The following is a 16,844-nucleotide window of genomic DNA, read 5'->3' as shown; positions in this document are numbered from 1 at the left end:
GATCAGCCCTGGCCGTTGATCGGAAGCGCTACGAAACGGCTTCCTTCGTTGGACTGGATCTGGAAGAGCGCGCGGGTGCGGCCGTCCTTCTTGGCCTGGTTCAGCACCCTGACGACCTCGTCGGGGCTGGAGACCTCCTGGTTGTTCACCGAAGTGATCTTCTCGCCTTCCTTGATGCCCTTGTCGGCAGCGTCGGAGTCCGGGTCGATGCCGGTGATCGCCAGGCCCTTGCCGTCATCGGAAGGGCCGACCGTCAGGCCGAGATCGGCAAGCGCCTTCTCGGAAGCCGGTGCCTCAGGCTGCTGCGGCTGGCTGTTGTCATCGGCAGACGCATCCTTCTGGTCGATCGGCAGCGTGCCGAGTTCAACGGTGAGAGGCTGGGCCTTGCCGGCGCGCCAGACCGAAAGCTCGACCTTGCTGCCCGGCTGCATCGCGCCGATGCGGCGGCTGAGATCACGGGCATCCTTGATCGTCTCACCATTCAGCGCGGTGACGACGTCGCCGGCCTTCATGCCGGCCTTGTCACCCGGCGATCCGGCCTGCGGGGCAACGACCAGAGCGCCGCTCGGCTCGGAAAGGCCGATGGATTCGGCGATGTCCTTGGTTACCGGCTGAATCTGGACACCCAGCCAGCCGCGCGAGACCTGGCCATCCTTCATCAGATCGGCGACGACGTCCTTGGCGGTCGAGGCGGGAATGGCGAAGGCGATGCCGACGCTGCCGCCCGACGGCGAGAAGATCGCGGTGTTGATGCCGACGACTTCGCCGCTGAGGTTGAAGGTCGGACCGCCGGAGTTGCCGCGGTTCACGGCGGCATCCACCTGCAGGTAATCGTCATAAGGACCGGAGCCGATATCGCGGCCGCGAGCCGAGACGATGCCGGCCGTGACCGTGCCGCCGAGACCGAAGGGATTGCCGACGGCAACGACCCAGTCGCCGACGCGGACATTGTTGTCGTCGGCCCAGTTGACGTAGGTGAACTTCTTGCCCTTGCCGTCGACCTTCAGCACGGCGAGGTCGGTGCGCGGATCCTTGCCGATCAGCTTGGCATCGAGCTCGGTACCGTCATTCATGACGGCGACGAAGGCCTGGCCATCGGAAACGACGTGGTTGTTGGTGACGATATAGCCATCCTCGGAGATGAAGAAGCCAGAGCCCTGGGCAACGGGGCGGAGGCGACCCTTGCCGCCCGGACCATTCGGACCACCATTCGGTCCGTTCTGGCCGAAGCGCTTGGGATGGCCCTGCTGGTCATTCGGATCCTGGCCGAACTGCTTGAAGAACCGCTTCAGCGGATGATCGTCGGGAAGGTCGTCGAAGCCGCGGCCGTTGAAATCGAAGGAGAAGCCGTCATTGTTGTCGGAGACGGGATTGACGCGGTTTTCGACCCGGACGGAAACGACGGCCGGCGAAACGGCGTCGACGACATTGGCGAAGCTCGGAACGGCAGGCGCCTGAACCTTGACAGCTTCGGCATAAGACCGGGTGATTTCGAGCGGAACGCCGGTTGCGAGCACAGCGGCTGCGATACCGGCAACGGTAGAAGCCTTGAGCACGGTGGCGAGGGACGGACGTCCGTTGAAATTCTTGAGCATTGGAGCACCTTCTCTTGTTCTTAGATCTTCAGACCGGCGACGCCGGATCAGTCGATGACTAAGGATATAGGACGCCGCACCTTACTGCGAACTGTCCGGCCAATGAAAAGTTGGTAATGTTTGGCAAAGGGCCAAACGCATATGGTTTGTGCCGAAGGCTTGACCTCTTGGGTGAAGCCCTCGCCGCTAAACGCGAGACGAGCGATCAGCATATTTTGCATGGTGTAAGTGTCCGTCCAAGAACGGCGGCTGGTCCTGAGGAGTGGCTTAATAGCGGCGATCAGCTTTTGAACCGCGCAATCGTTTAGGGATGTTCTGCGGGCCTAAACCGCCGCCCATCGAATTCAACTAAGACGACGCCATGGAAGGGAAGCCCAGCCACTATCAACTCAGAGATTAGGCCATTGTCACAAACTGCCACTTTTCGCTGATCGTCAAATTCGCAAGACACTTCGGCTTGACCGGGAGCCCGGTACTTAAACTTTTCACCCTTGAATAAAATTGTCGCGCCATCGTCCGAAAATACCGGTGGCATTCTGGCGCAGCCAGAGAGCAGCCCTGCTGCCAACACCGTCAACACACTAAGGAACTTGGGGATTTTGAGAGCAGCATAGGTCATTGATCTGATTTCCAGCCATAGGGCGCCTCATGTCCTATTCGTCATCGAATGCAATAACATGAATGTCTGGAAGTTCCTGTATTGCGACAAATACGGAGAGGTCGAATGGTCTGGACACCCTCTACCCGGCGTCAACATGATAGAAGCGGCATGCGCTACGCAAGCGATATGGCAGATCGCGAATGGAGCATGATCGAGCCGTTCATGCCAGCTCATCCACGGCAACGTAGATCTGCGGCCATCCGCCGGACAACTTCAGGAACTCATTGTTGCGACCAATGAATTGCTATCGCTTCTGAAAACTTAGCCTCAAGTCGGCGTCCTTTTATAGCGTTGCCGCCGGCGGGCCGCCTACTTTTTCAAAAGCTCGCTCAGCTTCGCCTGCTCGTCGGCCGTCAGCTTGCTTCCGGTCGGCTTGCCGACCCTGTTGCGGGCAAAGACCAGCAGTGACAGCCCGCCGGCGAGGACCAGCAGCAGCGGTGCGCCCCAGAGCAGCCCCGTCTTCATGCTGACACGCGGCTTCAAAAGCACGAACTCGCCGTAGCGCGAGACGATATAGGTCAGCACCGCTTCGTCGCTGTCGCCGTCGGTGATGCGCTCGCGCACCAGCAGGCGCAGGTCCTTGGCCAGGTCGGCGTTGGAATCGTCGATCGACTGGTTCTGGCAGACCATGCAGCGCAGTTCCGCCGAAAGGGCGCGGGCGCGCGCTTCGAGCGCCGGATCGGCCAGCACCTCGTCCGGATTGACGGCAAAGGCGGGGGCGGCCATCAGCAGCAAAGCGACAGCCAGGAGGAGACGGCGCATCATTCGGCCGGCTCCATTGCAGGAGCTGCCGGCTTTGCCGGCTTCGCCTTGCGGCGCGGGGCGCCGACACGCAGGCGCCGGTCGCTGAGCGAGACAAGGCCGCCAAAGGCCATGATCACCGCTCCACCCCAGATGCAGAGAATGAACGGCTTCCACCAGATGCGCACGACGATGCCGCCATCCTTGGTGGCGTCACCGAGCGATACGTAAAGCTGGCTGAGCCCGAAGGTCAGGATGCCCGCCTCCGTCGTTGGCATCTGCCGGGCGGTATAGAGCCGCTTGGCCGACCAGGTATCGGCAACCGCGACACCGGCACGACGGATGGTGAAGTGGCCGCGCTCCTCGGTATAGTTCGGCCCGGTCCCCGGCTGCATGCCGTCGAAATGCAGGCTGTAACCGCCAGCCTCGGTCACCTCGCCGGGCTTCATCTCGATGACGTGTTCGCTCTGGAAGGTCGTCACCGCGACGATGCCGAGCACGGTGACGCCGAGCCCGGCATGGGCAAGCGCCGTGCCGAAGGCCGAACGCGGCAGGCCGGAAAGCCGGCGCCAGGCAAGGCTGCCCGCGACCTTGCCGATGCCGGCGCGATACCAGAGATCGGCGACCGCACCGAGGACCAGGAACAGCCCGGCAGCCAGGCCGAGGACGGCAAGCACCGGCCCGCCATGTTCGATGTAGAAGAAGACCACTGCGGCAAGGAAGGCGAGGCCTGCGACGACATAGAGCCGCTGCAGCGCGCCGAGCAGATCGCCGCGCTTCCAGGCCAGCATCGGCCCGAACGGCACGATGACGATCAGCGGCGCCATCAGCAGGCCGAAGGTCAGGTTGAAGAAAGGCGGTCCGACGGAGATCTTGTCGCCGGTCAGCGTTTCCAGCAGCAGCGGATAGAGCGTGCCGGTGAGCACCGTGCCGCAGGCGACCGTCAGGATCAGATTGTTGACGACGAGCGCGCCCTCGCGCGAGATCGGCGCAAACAGCCCGCCGGCGGCGAGCTTCGGCGCGCGGAAGGCAAACAGCGACAGCGCCCCGCCGATGAAGATCAGCAGGATGCAGAGAATGAAGACGCCGCGGGAGGGGTCGCTGGCAAAGGCATGCACCGAGGTCAGCACGCCGGAGCGCACCAGGAAGGTGCCCATCAGCGACAGCGAGAAGGTGAGGATGGCGAGCAGCACCGTCCAGATCTTCAGCGCCTCGCGCTTTTCCATGACAAGCGCCGAATGCAGCAGGGCGGTGCCGGCGAGCCATGGCATGAAGGAGGCGTTTTCCACCGGGTCCCAGAACCACCAGCCGCCCCAGCCGAGCTCGTAATAGGCCCAGTAGGAGCCCATGGCGATGCCAAGCGTCAGAAAGGTCCAGGCGGCCAGCGTCCAGGGCCGCACCCAGCGCGCCCAGGCGGCGTCGATGCGTCCTTCTAGCAGAGCAGCAACGGCAAAGGAGAAGCAGACGGAGAAGCCGACATAACCGAGATAGAGCAGCGGCGGGTGGATCGCCAGACCAACATCCTGAAGCACCGGGTTGAGATCGCGGCCCTCGGCCGGCGCCGGGTCAAGCCGCAGGAAGGGATTGGAGGTCAACAGAATGAACAGCGTGAAGGCGACCGAAATCCAGGCCTGCACGGCCAATACGTTGGCCTTCAGCGTCTCCGGCAGATTGCGGCCGAAGACGGCGACCAGCGCGCTGAACAGCGTCAGGATCAACAGCCAGAGCATCATCGATCCCTCGTGATTGCCCCAGACGCCGGAGTATTTGTAGAGCAGCGGCACCAGCGAATGCGAATTCTCCCAGACGTTTTTGACAGAGAAATCCGAGACGACATGGGCATAGGTCAGCACGGCGAAGGAGAAGGTGACAAGCGCAAACATCGCCAGCGAGCCAACCGTCGCCACATCCATCATCGCCCGGTCGTGACGACGGGCTCCGATCACCGGCACGATGGAGAGGATGAGCGCCGTGGCCAGCGCCAGCATCAGCGCGTAGTGGCCGATCTCGATGATCATGGCGTCGCCTTCACTTCCTGCCCCTGAACTTGTTTCCCCTGAGCTTGTTTCCCAGAGTTTTCCTGGCCCTGAGCTTCCTGGCCTTGGCCTTCCTTCCACAGCCCCTGGGCTTTGAGCCTGTCGGCCACGTCCTTCGGCATATAGGTCTCGTCATGCTTGGCAAGCACGGTGTCGGCGACGAAGACGTTCGTTCCGGCAGTGAACATGCCTTCGGTGACGACGCCCTGGCCCTCGCGGAAGAGATCGGGAAGGATGCCGGTATATTTGACCTTCACGGCATTGGTGCTGCCGTCTGTAACGGCAAATTCCACCGTCGAGCCGGTGCCGCGCACGACGCTGCCTTCCCCGACCAGGCCGCCAAGACGGATGCGGGTTTCCGGCGCCACCGGCGTCTTGGCCAGATCCGCCGGCATGTAGAAATAGGCGACCGACTGGCTGAAGGCGAACATCACCAGCAGCACGGCGGCGAGGATGAATCCCATCCCGCCCGCAATCACCGCGAGGCGCTTCTGCTTGCGCGTCATTGCGTCGCTCCCTCCGTGGCTATGCCGAGTTCCCTGGCAAGCGCCAGCAATTGCCTGCCCTGTTCGCCGGGCGGCGGAAAGGCCGCAAGCCCGCGCTTCAGGGCGCCGGCGGCGCGATCCTTATCGTTCAATACGGCGTAAGAGCGGACGAGCCGCATCCATCCCTCGAAATTGTTCGGATCCTCGCTGAGCTTGGCATCGAGGCTTTCGACCATGCCGCGGATCATCTGCTGCCGGTCGCCGGCGTTCATGGTCTCGGCTGCCGCCACATCCTGCTGCGTGGGATTGCCTGGGGCACTTGGATTGGTGCCCGGGGCAGCCGAACCGGCGCCCGGGGCAGCCGAACCGGCGCCTGCCGGCGCGCCGCCGTTCATGGCGATATGCTGGTTGACCAGCGGCAGCCAGGGCGCATCGGCGGGCGATTGTTTCGCCAGCGCCTCGAAGGCCTGGCGCGCCTCATCGGGCCGTCCCGCCTGCTCCATGCTAAGGGCGATATAGAAGCGGGCGCGCGGATTGTCAGGCTCCAGCATCAGCGATTGTTCCAGCACCTGGCGCGCCTCCTCCGTCACCACCCCATCGGAGACCGCCATCAGCGTCTCGGCAAGGCCATCGAGCCGGACCGGGCTCGGGCCGAGAAGCCGGATGGCGTTGCGGTAGGCCACTTGCGCGTCGTTGACGCGCATCGTGCGGAAATAGATCGGCGCCAGCACGTCCCAGCCCTTGCCGTCATCAGGTTTCTCAGCCAGGTGCCGTTCCGCCTTGGTGATCAGCACCGCCACGTCGTTGCCAGGGTTTTCCAGCCGCGCTTCGAGCGGCTGCGAGGGCAGGTCCGGCCTGCCCGTCGTCAAATAAAGACAGAGGCCGAGAACCGGCAAGAGCAGGAGGACGAAGGCCTCGGTGAAACGGTGATGCCGCGCGGGTTTCGGTGTCTCAGCCGGCTCGTCAGCAGACACGGCGATCAGCCGCCGACCGATTTCCGCCCTGGCATAGTCAGCCTCCTCCGGGGTGATCAGCCCGCCATCGAGATCGCGGTCGAGTTCGCGCAACTGGTCGCGATAGACCGCCGTCTCGCCCGCACGGATATTATCCGCCGCCTTCGCTCCGCGCAGAAGGGGGTAGAGCAGGATGACGGCGAGGGCTGCCGTCAAAGCGGCAACGAGAATCCAGAACAGCATGTCGCCCAAATACGTGAAGCGCGCCTTCATTCCAACTGCCAAAGCCGGAATGACGAAGATTTGAGGCTAGCACATAATCCCTATGTGCTGGTTTAAAGTGATAGAGCGTCCTTAGCTCGTCCTGTCGGACGCGCGGCGCTCTATAAGCCGCAATTCAGAGCGGTGACCAGCTACCGTCGTCGTTGCGGCAGGCAGCGCCCCGCGCCACCGTGTCCTTGCCGTCGACGGTCAGCGTGTGGGTGTATTGCCTGCAGTTCTGCGAACCGACCTGATAGGGCGCAGCCGCAACGACCTTGCCGATCACGTCCTTGCCGGTCCAGAGCACAGGCTGGCCGACGGCGGCCCCTTCCAAGGCCCGATATTCCGCCTCGAGCGCCCGCTGCTTGTCGCTGTCGTTCAGCGTCACGCCGCTGCGGCCGACGATGCCGCCCTGCAGCGCGGTGATGAAGGCAGCCGATGCCGAGGGCTTGCTCGAAAAAATGCCGCGCGAGGCGGCACTCTTCGTCGTCGTGCAGCCGGACAGCGCGACGGCGACGAGAAGAGCGGAAGCGATCATGCCTTGCGAGCGTAAAATCATTGCGTCGAACCACGATCAGGGGTCAATTTCAGCCGATCGAAGTGCAGCGTCCCCGTGTCAGCATTAAGGCAAAGCATGCTATGCATTTGCCAGTATCTTTGTGACATCAAGCAGTTGCTCATGCAACATCCTTTGTGACGCCAGGCAGGATAAGCTTCGCCTTCAGCCCGCCCCATTCACCTCGGGAAAGCTCGAGCCGTCCCTGGTACTCATTGGAAATCTCGGTGACGATCGAAAGGCCGAGCCCGGTTCCCGGCTTACTTTCGTCGAGCCTGCGGCCACGTTTCAGCGCCTCGCGGATCTGATCCGGCTCCAGGCCCGGCCCGTCATCCTCGACGGCGAGCTCCACCCAGTGGCGGCGCGCGCTCGCCTCAACCCCCTTCACATCCTCGCCGGCCTCGACGGCCGAGAGCCGCACCCTGCTCTTGGCAAAACGCGCCGCATTTTCCAGGAGATTGCCGACGGTCTCCTCGAGATCCTGCTGCTCCATGGCAACGGCCAGATGCGGCGGCGAAACGACGAGATCGAATTCGGTATCGACGTTCAGCCGGCGCATGACGCGCACCAGCCGCTCTAGCGCCGGCTCGGCATCGGTGCGGGCGAGCACGGATTCGCGCTGCGCGGCAATGCGCGCCCGATTGAGATAGGACTGCACCTGCCCCTGCATCGATTCCGCCTGGCTGCGGACCAGCTCGCCATGGGATTTCTCCAGGACGCGCGCCTCGTTGAGCAGCACGGCGATCGGCGTCTTCAGCGAATGCGCGAGATTGCCGACCTGCATGCGGGCCCGCTCGACGATGCGGCGGTTGCTGTCGATCAGCGCATTCACCTCGTTGGCGAGCGGCAGGATTTCGCGCGGGAAGTCGCCTTTCAGTTGCTCGCTCTCGCCGGCGCGGATACGCTCCAGTGCGGCACGCGCCTTGTCTAGCGGCTTCAGACCATAGAGAATCGCCAGGGCGTTGACGATCAGGCTGCCGACGCCAAAACCGGCAAGCGCCAGATAGAGGCTGTGGGAAAAGGTGCGCACGTCGTCCTCGACGACATCGACATTGCCGGTGACGCGGACGCGTGCCGCGCGCCCGTCGGTATCAAGCACCACTTCGGTCTCGGCCACCTGCACACGGTTCCCAGAGGCATCCGTCACCTGATAGTACCGCTCGTAATTCTTGTCGAAAGGCGCCTCGACGACGGAGGGAACCGGGATGAGCGCCGAGCCGAGCGAAGGCGAGACCAGCGGTGCGGTCGTATAGGTGCCGAGCGGCTCCACCACCCAGTACCAGCCGGTCTTCGGCTGGGCAAAGCGCAGGTCGCCGAGCTGCGGGCTGCCGCTGAGTGCGCCCTGATCGCCGATCGTCACCGAATTGATGACATTGTAGAGCTGCGCCCTCAACAGATCCTGGAAACCGCGTTCGGCGCTCTTGCGGTAGAGGGTGGAGATCAAGAGGCCGATCACCACCAGCGCCACCGTCGACCAGACCGTGGTCAGCAACAACACACGTGCGGTGAGCGACTTAATTCGCATGTTTCGGCGCTTGGATGCGGTAACCCAGACCGCGCACCGTTTCGATCAGGTCGACGCCCATTTTCTTGCGCAGGCGGCCGACGAAGACTTCGATCGTGTTGGAATCACGGTCGAAATCCTGGTCGTACATATGCTCGACCAGTTCCGTGCGCGAGACGACCTCGCCCATGTGATGCATGAGATAGGAAAGCAGCCGATATTCGTGCGAGGTCAACTTCAGCGTCGTGCCGTTGACCGTCGCCTTCGAGGATTTGGTATCGAGGCGTACCGGCCCGCAGATGATCTCGGATGAGGAATGCCCGGCCGCACGCCGGATCAGTGCCCGAATGCGGGCCAGCACTTCCTCGACATGGAAGGGCTTGGTGACGTAATCGTCGGCACCGGCATCGATGCCGGCGACCTTGTCGCTCCAGCGGTCGCGCGCCGTCAGGATCAGCACCGGCACGCCGCGGCCGGCGCCGCGCCATTTCTCAAGAACGGTGACCCCGTCCATCTCCGGCAGGCCGATATCGAGGATGATGGCGTCATAGGGTTCGGTGTCGCCGAGGAAATGGCCTTCCTCGCCGTCGAACGCCTGGTCGACGACATAGCCCGCCTCCTTCAGCGTGTCGGCCAGCTGCCGGTTCAGATTAACGTCGTCTTCGACTACCAGGATGCGCATCGGTCCGCCTTCGTCCGCTTCAAATCGATCAATGTCCTGAATAAGCCGATTCCGCCTACATCGGAACCTTTACCGTGACTTTGCGTGGGCGCTGGCCGTTGCCCTGCACAAGAACGGTGATGATGCAGGTATCGCCCACCGGTTGCACGGACAGCAGCTGGCCGCCGGTCTGCTCGACGACCTGGGCTGCGGCGGCGCTGCAATCGCCTCCGACACGCACGACAAAAGTGCTCGTGGCGTCCGGTGAGGGCGCCGATACCACCAGTCCGGCGGCCAATGCTGCGACGCTCAGAGGAAAGGCCATGTGTTATGCTTTCAAGGTAATGCCAACTTGCCCCGAATATGTACTCACGCGACCTGAATGGCAAATGAATGCGCTGTAATGCAGGGTGTTTAGAACTGTTCTCGACTGTTCGGGACAGCCTGTTTCAGCGCCCCAAAACGATGTCCTCCAGCCTTGGAATCCACGCGTTCTTTATCACCTCTCGTAAAGGTGGGGAGCCGGCGGGACCGACACCATAGTCTTTGTCTGCGAATCGTCCGCGCTCTTCTCATTCCTGCCGACCGCAGCTTTCACCGGCCGGTTGAAACTGTTATGTCCTTGCTGCCCCCGCATTTCAGACCGTTTCAGCACCAATGCCAAAATCCTCCCGCTTCCGCTCGGCGCAGACGGTCACCGTCCTTGCCGTTACCCAGCTGATCGGCTGGGGCACGACTTTCGACATGCTCGGGGTCATGGGCCGCGTCGTAGCGCCGGATCTCGGCCTGGCGAACGAGGTGGTATTTGCCGGCCTGACGATCATGATGGTGGTCAGCGCCATCGTCGGTCCCGCGACCGGCCGATGGCTCGGCCGCTATGGTGCTGCCCGAGTACTTTCGGCCGCCTCGCTGACCTTTGCGCTTGGCCTGCTTCTGCTTGCCGCCGCAAACGGCATCGTGCTCTATGCGAGCGCCTGGGTCATCATCGGCATCGGCGGCGCATTTGGCCTCTCGGCACCAGCCTATACCGCCGTCGTCGAGCGCGAGGGGGCGAACGGCAAACGCGTCATCGCCATCCTGATGCTGTTCACCGGGCTGTCGAGCGCCATCTTCTGGCCGATCCTCAGCCTGCTCAACGAGACGGTCGGCTGGCGCCTCACCTTTCTCGTCTGCGCGGCGCTGCAATTCTTCGTCTGCTTGCCGCTGCATCTTTTCGCCCTGCCGAAACCGATCGCAACGCATGTCGAAGGCGGGGCGGCTGAAATCGCCCCGGTGCCGCTATCGAAAGCGGCGCAGCGCAAGGCCTTCTTGCTGATTGCCGCGGCGACGACGATCTCGACCTTCATCACCTTCGGCATCTCCCCATCGCTGCTCGAGATCTTCCGCCAATCCGGCGCCTCGCCGGCCGTTGCGCTGCAGCTCGGCTCGGCGCGCGGCGTCATCGGCATCTCGGCGCGTTTCCTCGACATGCTGCTCGGCCGGCGCGGCAACCCCATGCTCAGTGCGATCACGGGTATCAGTCTGGTGATGTTCAGTTTCCTGACAATGCTGGTCGCCAGCCCGTCGACACCGCTGCTCGTCACCTTCATCCTGCTCTACGGCTTCGGTGCCGGCGTCATGACCGTCGCCCGCGCGTTGCTGCCGTTGGCGCTGTTTTCACCGCGCGAATTCGGACTGCAATCGGCCAGGCTGTCGCTGCCGCAAAATCTCGCCAACGCCATCGCCCCGGTCATCTTCACCGCCATCCTCGACCGCGCCGGCACCGGCCCGGCGCTCGCCGCCTGCGCCGTTCTCGCGGCATTGTCGCTCACCTTCGTGCTGATGCTGATGGCGCTGGTGCGCGGCGCCCGCGCATCCGAGTCAGCCATTCTTAATGTCTCCTGATTATCACCCACGCATGGACGAAAGCGGCTTTTAGCCCGCGCGCCGCAACCGCTGCGGCAACCAGACCATGAACCAACAGCCCCTTTTGATGAATCTTTTGAATCGCTTGCCGCCGCTTTTTCGAAAGTTGAGTTCGGTGGCTCAGAAGCTGAGTCAGCTTCGCAACGATCCGAATCCGGACAGTCAGTCATCCATTTGAAATTTCAATTGAATGTAGCCTGGCAGTTAAATGCTTTGGCAATTCAGAGCGGCCGCGTCACCGCCGTGCGGCTGTCGTAATCGGCGGCGATGCGCTTTTCCCGGAGTGGCCGCACGCGCTCGATCGAGAGCTGGTAATCGGGATGCGCCTTGTAGGCGGCAAGGGCCGCCTCATCGTCGAATTCGCCATAGACCACAAGATCGATCTCGGTGCCCAGCTGATCGGTCTTCACGTTGGTGCCGATTTCCAGCAGCCGCGCATGCGGAATGCCGGTCAGAATCGAAAGCCCGGCCCTCACCTCCTGCAGATGTTCCTCCTGCACAGTGAAGAAGACGATATGACGGATCACGCGGAAGCTCCTGTCAGATTTATCAAAATGATGGAGCGACCTTGGCGCATCCTATCGGATGCGTGGCGCTCCAGGCGTCAGCCGGGCGATAACATGCGAGCCCCAGGCCTTCAACCGCGCGAGCATGCCCTGCGCAGCATCGGGACGTATCGCCGCATCGAAATCCATGGCGTAAGCTGCGAGTTTTTCCGCCCGGTCGGTGCCATTGACGATGCGGCGCGCATTCACCCAGTCGGCGGTCGTTGCATTCAGATGATCGGCGAGCTTGTGGCCGGTAAAGCTGCCCTGCAGCATGCCCTCGATCAGGATCGTCACCGCCGCATCCATCTCCATCGCCCGGTCGGGTTCGGCAACGAGGTCGATCCCCGTCAGCGCACTCATCGCCTCATAGTTCCGCTTATGGGTGAGCTGCACCAGGCCGCGGCCGAGCCAGCTGCAGCCATCCTCGTCCGGCCGCCAGTAGGGCGTCTTCACCCAGGAGAGCCGGCCTGCGGCAAAGGCCGTCTCCAGGATCTCGACCGCGCGCGCATCGCTTTCCGCCAGCGTCTCACGCACCGGCTGCATCGTATAGGCAGTCTCGTGATAAGCGGTTGCGAGGATATAGGCGAGCCACCGCCGGTCGGCATCGGCAAACCGTTCTTCCCAAGCGTCGAGAATCGCCGTGATGCCCACTACCTGAGGCTGAGTCAGGTTTCCTTTGAAGAGTCGGTGCCGTACCGTATCGAAAAAGAATGCCCGGTCCATGTGGACAACCATTCCGCGCTTCCCTCGAAATATCATGGTTAAAACCGTCTTAATCGATTAAATTCCATTTAATCGTTTAAAGTGTTTAAACCACTGATTTACACGCCTTTTGTCTTATGCAATGCATCTTCTTGCCCCGAAGCCTTACCACGAACAGAGGAGACTTCCGATGCAGACGCCCGCCAATAGCCAAACCACCATTCCTCAGCATGTCGTCGATCAGATGGAAAACGAATGGCGCCAGGTTCGCCCTGAACGGGAAAATACGCGCCCGGCCCAGCAGCCTCAACAACAACGCTGAAATACACGCAAAACGTTACCAATGTAAGCTCGAGCGCCGCGCTGCGCTCGATCAATGCCCCGGCCAGTCGATGTGGCCGGGTGAATTTTTCACAGTTGCAATCAACGTCCCAGCGGTTTGCCCCCTCATCACATTACCGCCCCTCATCGCATCACAGAATCAAACCGTTTCGCCAGCGTGTCCAATGATCGGGTAAAAACCATCCTGTCGTCCAGCGCGCGCGACAGCACCAGCGCGCCTTGAATGCCCGCGACGCCCTCTTCGGCGAGCGTTTGCGCCTCCCCCTCGGGGCAGCCTGCCCGCATCAGCGCCGAACGCAAGGCGTCGATCCAGCGGATGAAATAATCGCCGATCGCTGCTGAAAACCGCTCGCGGGTCTCGTCAAGCGCAAAGGCGCCGACGAGGCAGATGCGACGACCGGAGCGGAAATAATCGCTCACATTCGTCCACATCGCGGCGATCGCCTGATCGGCGTCGTCCTTTCTTAGCGGCTGATAGATCGCATGTTCGAACCAGGCATCGACATCGGCGAGCACGGCGCCCGCCATCTCCTCCTTGCCGCCGGGAAAGAAGTGGTAGAGGCTGCCCTTGCCGATGCCGGTGCGTTCGGTGATGCGGCTGAGTGACGTGCCCTCATAGCCGAGCTCGCGGAAGATTTCCGCCAGCAGCGGTACGATGTCGGCGCGTTCGTAGACGGTCTTCACCCGCGGCTTCCTTGGCTTGTTTAGAGGCCGAGTTCGGTCAGACCGGGATGGTCGTCCGGTCGTCGGCCGAGCGGCCAATGGTACTTGCGCTCCGATTCCCGGATCGGCAGGTCGTTGATGCAGGCGAAGCGGCGTTGCATCAAGCCGGCGGCGTCGAACTCCCAGTTCTCGTTGCCATAAGAGCGGAACCAGTTGCCGCTGTCATCGTGCCATTCATAGGCGAAGCGCACGGCGATGCGATGATCGGTGAAGGCCCAGATCTCCTTGATCAGCCGGTAATCCAGCTCCTTTGCCCATTTGCGGGTGAGGAAGGCGACGATCTCGGCGCGGCCGGTGATGAATTCGGCACGATTCCGCCAGCGGCTGTCCGGCGTATAGACGAGCGAGACGCGCTCGGGATCACGGCTGTTCCAGCCATCCTCGGCAAGACGGACTTTCTGGGTGGCGGTCTCAAGGGTGAAAGGCGGGACGAGGCTGGACATGAACTCTCCTGTACTGATTGGTTATTGTTGTACCTATCGGTACACTCGTTGGCAAGCTGGCTCGAAGCGACGTTTCGCCTCAGAGGTCGCGATGCTGGCTCCATCGCAGCGGCAGGGCGTCCGGGCGAAGCACGATCGCTTCGGGCGTGAAGCGCCACAGCCGTTCCGCCCGTTGAAAGGTGGCGATCTCAGGCGAATCCAGCAGCACCTCGACCTTTCCCGTCATCTGCAGCATGTCGCCGCTTTCGAAATCGATGAACACCAGCCCCGCCTTCGGGTTGACGAGGAAATTACCGAGCGTGTTGAAGAACCGATTGCCGGGAAAGTCGGGAATGGTCAGCACGCCGTCGGCGCCGATATGGACGAAGCCGGCATTGCCGCCGCGATGGGACACGTCCACCTGCCGCTCGCCATTGTCGCGGTCGACATAGGAGGCGACGAAAAACGTATCGGCGCCCTCCACCATCTGTCGCGCCCGATCGTCGAGTTGGCCGGAATGAATGGGTGGCATCGTCGTGGGCATATCGGGATCGCGGACGAAGGCGGAAGAGCGAAGCTGGATATATTGCGGACAATTGCCAAAGCTCTGGCCGACGCGCACTTGGAAAGCTCCAGCATCCGTCCTGCGGATCACGCCGTTCAGCCGGTTGCGCCGCCGGGTCTCGAGCTGGATGCCGAGCATCGCGATCGCATCGCCGTCCTCCATGCCGGCGTCGGCAGGATCGGCTGCGTCGCGCGGCAGGCGGACCTCGAGAATCTCCGGCTCCGGCGAAGCCATGAAACCCGGGCGCTCAGCCCGCACCGTTGCCCAGACATCGCCCTTGGCATCGACGGCGCCGAGCACGACGAAAGGCAGCATCGGAAAGAAGGCGCGGTGCTGCTCCGGCATGGCCTTGCGGACGAATTTTCTTCCCGGCCCATCCATGCGTTCAGCGACACCGACACTGCGCTGCATGGCGAGTTCACCCACATGCCAGGGCGATGTGGCGTCCTGTCTTGTCTGCTCGAGCATCACGGCCTCCTTTTGAGCACCATTTGGGGAACCGGGACAGCGACCTGCCCCGGCGGCTTGTCACGCGGCAAGGCCGATCTTGGTCTTGCGAAAACCGACGAAACCCGGCAGCGCCTCAATGCGCGCAAGCCAGGCACGAACGCCTGGATAGGCCGAGATATCGACATTACCCTCCGGCGCATTGGCGATGTAGCTGTAGAGCGCCACGTCGGCGATCACAGGATTGTCGCCGAGCAGGAAGCTGCGGCCGTGGAGCTCCGCCTCGATCAGCGCGAGAATGCGGTGCGCCCGGCCGATCACCTCGTCGGTGCGGAAATCGGCGCCGAATACGGTGACCAGGCGCGCAGCACATGGTCCGTAGGCGATCTCGCCTGATGCAACCGAGAGCCATTTCTGTATCCGCGCCGCGGCCACCGCCTCTTCCGGCAGCCAGTCGGTGCGGCCGTATTTGCGCGCGAGATAGACGAGGATGGCAGAGGAATCGGCAATGACCGTGCCATTGTCGTCTAGCACCGGCACCTGGCCAAAGGGATTGAGCTTCAGAAAGTCCGGAGCCTTGTGGGCGCCTGCCGCCATGTCGACCTCGACCAGTTCATAGGGCACGCCAAGCAGCGACAGGAACAGGTGAGCCCGGTGCGAATGGCCGGAAAGCGGGTGATGATAGAGTTTCATGATGGTTCCTTTGGTCTTCTAATCGACGGGACGCGGTTGCCGATGGCCGCTTCGAACCATCTGCTACATAATTTACTGCCTTCCATCTGACTGCAGTAGAATGCTAATCTGGAAGGCATGTTACCAATTTATGGAAGGATAGAATGGATCGCCTCGACGCCATGACCGTGCTCCTTGCCGTCGTCGAACAGGGCACCCTGTCGGCCGCCTCACGGCATCTGCGATCGCCGCTCGCGACCGTCAGCCGCAAGGTTTCAGAACTGGAAGCACATCTCAACGCCCAGCTGCTGCAGCGGAGCAACCGGAAGATCACGCTGACTGAAGCCGGCCGCTCCTATGTCGAGGCGGCGCGGGAGATTCTCGATCGGGTGGAAGAGGCGGAACGGACGGCAGCCGGTGAATACAGCACCCCGAAGGGCGAGCTGACGATGACCGCACCGATCGTCTTCGGGCGGCTGCATGTCCTACCCGTCGTCGTGGATTTCCTGAAAGCCTATCCCGATATCAATCTGAGGCTGATGCTTGGCGACCGGTTATCGAACCTCGTCGAGGATCATATCGACGTAGCGCTCAGGATCGGCAACCTGCCGGACAGCAACCTGATCGCCACAAGGCTCGGCGCGATCCGCCGTACGGTCTATGCCAGTCCGGATTATCTGACGCGGCACGCCCTGCCCCGGCATCCAGGCGATCTCGCTGGGCATGACTGCGTCACCTTCGAGGGTATGGCCTCGATGCTAAGCTGGACATTCACCGAGGGGAAACATGATCTCGCAGTGCCGATCCGCTCGCGGCTGGCCGTCAACACTGCCGAGGCCGCGGTCGATGCGGCTGTCGCCGGCCTCGGCATCACCCGCGTGCTCTCCTACCAGGCCGCACGCGCCGAGATGGCCGGCCTGCTGGTGCCGCTGCTCCAAGATTTCGAACCGCCGCCGGCGCCGGTGCATCTCGTCTATCCCGCGCAGGGACTGGTGCCGCTGAAGCTGCGGGCGCTGCTCGATTTCGCGACGCCGCGCCTGCGCGCTACGCTGAACAGGCCCTAAA

General features: G+C 62.5%; 19 protein-coding genes and 1 pseudogene. 4 read left to right on the top strand and 16 right to left on the bottom strand.

The genetic code is table 11. The features are described 5' to 3' along the window. Nucleotides 1–2: 2 nt before the first annotated feature. Both J3P73_RS08115 and J3P73_RS08110 read right to left on the bottom strand, forming a co-directional pair. On the bottom strand, nt 3–1,595 hold the full coding sequence (locus J3P73_RS08115) for a Do family serine endopeptidase (protein ID WP_018482544.1): 1,593 nt from the start codon (nt 1,593–1,595) through the stop codon (nt 3–5). Nucleotides 1,596–1,899: 304 nt separating this feature from the next. After that, nucleotides 1,900–2,214: a hypothetical protein gene (locus tag J3P73_RS08110; RefSeq protein ID WP_130664347.1), complete on the bottom strand. Its 315-nt coding sequence runs from the start codon at nt 2,212–2,214 to the stop codon at nt 1,900–1,902. 105 nt (nt 2,215–2,319) lie between these two features. Here J3P73_RS08110 and J3P73_RS37500 point away from each other — a divergent pair. Further along, a pseudogene (locus tag J3P73_RS37500) lies at nt 2,320–2,424 on the top strand (IS5/IS1182 family transposase); the annotation flags it as partial. A 141-nt stretch (nt 2,425–2,565) separates the two neighbouring features. Here J3P73_RS37500 and J3P73_RS08105 read toward each other — a convergent pair. The 8 genes from J3P73_RS08105 to J3P73_RS08070 all read right to left on the bottom strand — a co-directional run bounded on the left by J3P73_RS08105 (nt 2,566) and on the right by J3P73_RS08070 (nt 9,778). Next, nucleotides 2,566–3,021, bottom strand: coding sequence for a cytochrome c-type biogenesis protein (locus J3P73_RS08105; protein WP_018070971.1), 456 nt, complete (start codon nt 3,019–3,021; stop codon nt 2,566–2,568). Continuing rightward, complete coding sequence (locus J3P73_RS08100; RefSeq protein ID WP_130771283.1) at nt 3,018–5,015, bottom strand: heme lyase CcmF/NrfE family subunit; 1,998 nt, start codon at nt 5,013–5,015, stop codon at nt 3,018–3,020. The genes J3P73_RS08105 and J3P73_RS08100 overlap by 4 nt, the downstream gene beginning before the upstream one ends. Further along, a complete protein-coding gene (gene ccmE / locus J3P73_RS08095) occupies nt 5,012–5,539 on the bottom strand; it encodes a cytochrome c maturation protein CcmE (RefSeq protein WP_130661272.1) in 528 nt (175 codons plus the stop codon). The genes J3P73_RS08100 and ccmE overlap by 4 nt, the downstream gene beginning before the upstream one ends. Beyond that, nucleotides 5,536–6,714, bottom strand: coding sequence for a c-type cytochrome biogenesis protein CcmI (gene ccmI, locus J3P73_RS08090; RefSeq protein ID WP_422921328.1), 1,179 nt, complete (start codon nt 6,712–6,714; stop codon nt 5,536–5,538). Before ccmI ends, ccmE begins: the two co-directional genes overlap by 4 nt. Nucleotides 6,715–6,868: 154 nt before the next feature. Then, the gene (locus tag J3P73_RS08085; protein ID WP_130661270.1) at nt 6,869–7,291 is read right to left on the bottom strand and encodes a hypothetical protein; all 423 of its coding nucleotides are present in this window, start codon (nt 7,289–7,291) and stop codon (nt 6,869–6,871) included. A 118-nt stretch (nt 7,292–7,409) separates the two neighbouring features. Continuing rightward, nucleotides 7,410–8,813: a sensor histidine kinase gene (locus J3P73_RS08080; protein WP_018070966.1), complete on the bottom strand. Its 1,404-nt coding sequence runs from the start codon at nt 8,811–8,813 to the stop codon at nt 7,410–7,412. Then, the gene (locus J3P73_RS08075) at nt 8,803–9,474 is read right to left on the bottom strand and encodes a response regulator transcription factor (RefSeq protein ID WP_003546765.1); all 672 of its coding nucleotides are present in this window, start codon (nt 9,472–9,474) and stop codon (nt 8,803–8,805) included. The genes J3P73_RS08080 and J3P73_RS08075 overlap by 11 nt, the downstream gene beginning before the upstream one ends. Before the next feature lie 55 nt (nt 9,475–9,529). Continuing rightward, nucleotides 9,530–9,778, bottom strand: a complete 249-nt coding sequence (locus J3P73_RS08070) for a hypothetical protein (RefSeq protein ID WP_017963587.1) — start codon at nt 9,776–9,778, stop codon at nt 9,530–9,532. A 332-nt stretch (nt 9,779–10,110) separates the two neighbouring features. On the opposite strand from J3P73_RS08070, the gene J3P73_RS08065 reads away from it, so the two are divergent. Next, complete coding sequence (locus J3P73_RS08065) at nt 10,111–11,337, top strand: MFS transporter (RefSeq protein ID WP_026170813.1); 1,227 nt, start codon at nt 10,111–10,113, stop codon at nt 11,335–11,337. A 242-nt stretch (nt 11,338–11,579) separates the two neighbouring features. Here the strand turns inward: J3P73_RS08065 and J3P73_RS08060 are convergent, their stop codons facing one another. Together J3P73_RS08060 and J3P73_RS08055 are read right to left on the bottom strand one after the other, a co-directional pair. Then, entirely contained in the window at nt 11,580–11,885 is a 306-nt protein-coding gene (locus J3P73_RS08060; protein WP_007626707.1) for a Dabb family protein, read from the bottom strand. 51 nt (nt 11,886–11,936) lie between these two features. Next, nucleotides 11,937–12,641, bottom strand: coding sequence for a hypothetical protein (locus tag J3P73_RS08055; protein ID WP_207579860.1), 705 nt, complete (start codon nt 12,639–12,641; stop codon nt 11,937–11,939). 157 nt (nt 12,642–12,798) lie between these two features. On the opposite strand from J3P73_RS08055, the gene J3P73_RS38060 reads away from it, so the two are divergent. Continuing rightward, complete coding sequence (locus tag J3P73_RS38060) at nt 12,799–12,930, top strand: hypothetical protein (protein WP_003546730.1); 132 nt, start codon at nt 12,799–12,801, stop codon at nt 12,928–12,930. Nucleotides 12,931–13,073: 143 nt separating this feature from the next. Here the strand turns inward: J3P73_RS38060 and J3P73_RS08050 are convergent, their stop codons facing one another. The 4 genes from J3P73_RS08050 to J3P73_RS08035 form a co-directional block, all read right to left on the bottom strand. Beyond that, complete coding sequence (locus J3P73_RS08050; RefSeq protein ID WP_018070963.1) at nt 13,074–13,634, bottom strand: TetR/AcrR family transcriptional regulator; 561 nt, start codon at nt 13,632–13,634, stop codon at nt 13,074–13,076. Nucleotides 13,635–13,654: 20 nt separating this feature from the next. After that, the gene (locus tag J3P73_RS08045) at nt 13,655–14,116 is read right to left on the bottom strand and encodes a nuclear transport factor 2 family protein (protein WP_017963583.1); all 462 of its coding nucleotides are present in this window, start codon (nt 14,114–14,116) and stop codon (nt 13,655–13,657) included. A gap of 79 nt (nt 14,117–14,195) precedes the next feature. Next, complete coding sequence (locus tag J3P73_RS08040) at nt 14,196–15,128, bottom strand: pyridoxamine 5'-phosphate oxidase family protein (RefSeq protein ID WP_018070962.1); 933 nt, start codon at nt 15,126–15,128, stop codon at nt 14,196–14,198. 60 nt (nt 15,129–15,188) lie between these two features. After that, nucleotides 15,189–15,800, bottom strand: coding sequence for a glutathione S-transferase family protein (locus tag J3P73_RS08035; protein ID WP_018070961.1), 612 nt, complete (start codon nt 15,798–15,800; stop codon nt 15,189–15,191). Between the two features lie 143 nt (nt 15,801–15,943). Between J3P73_RS08035 and J3P73_RS08030 the strand changes: the two genes are divergently transcribed. Beyond that, on the top strand, nt 15,944–16,843 hold the full coding sequence (locus J3P73_RS08030; RefSeq protein WP_207579859.1) for a LysR family transcriptional regulator: 900 nt from the start codon (nt 15,944–15,946) through the stop codon (nt 16,841–16,843). Nucleotide 16,844: the final 1 nt, after the last annotated feature.

Source organism: Rhizobium ruizarguesonis, from assembly GCF_017357285.1.
GTDB classification, from domain to species: domain Bacteria; phylum Pseudomonadota; class Alphaproteobacteria; order Rhizobiales; family Rhizobiaceae; genus Rhizobium; species Rhizobium ruizarguesonis.
This window is presented reverse-complemented; position numbering and strand designations above follow the sequence as displayed.